The organism is Phormidium sp. CCY1219 (genome assembly GCF_055795085.1).
On the sequence record NZ_JAYFEQ010000371.1, the window covers coordinates 1 to 298 of the forward strand.

At 44.3% G+C, this 298-nt stretch carries 1 pseudogene; it reads left to right on the forward strand.

What is annotated here, in order from left to right:
- Positions 1 to 54 precede the first annotated feature (54 nt).
- Positions 55 to 298, forward strand: a pseudogene (locus tag AC0QH1_RS07150) (group II intron reverse transcriptase/maturase); the annotation flags it as partial.

Below are 298 nucleotides of genomic sequence, written 5' to 3' on the forward strand. Positions count from 1 at the left end.
GATGTAATTCTAAAATGTCGCGACCACATCCAGGAATGGCTGAAAGGAATAGGGTTGGAACTGAAGGATACCAAAACCCACATCACCCACACATTAGAGGGTGACAACCCTGGATTCGACTTCCTGGGATTTAACATCCGGCAATACAGAGTCGGAAAATACAAAACCGGGAAAAACACATACGGTAATCCACTAGGTTTCAAAACCATCATCAAACCCAACAAAAAAGCCATCAAAACCCACTACGAGAAACTTAAGGAGATAGTAGACTCCCACAGAGCAGTACCACAAGAGGGGT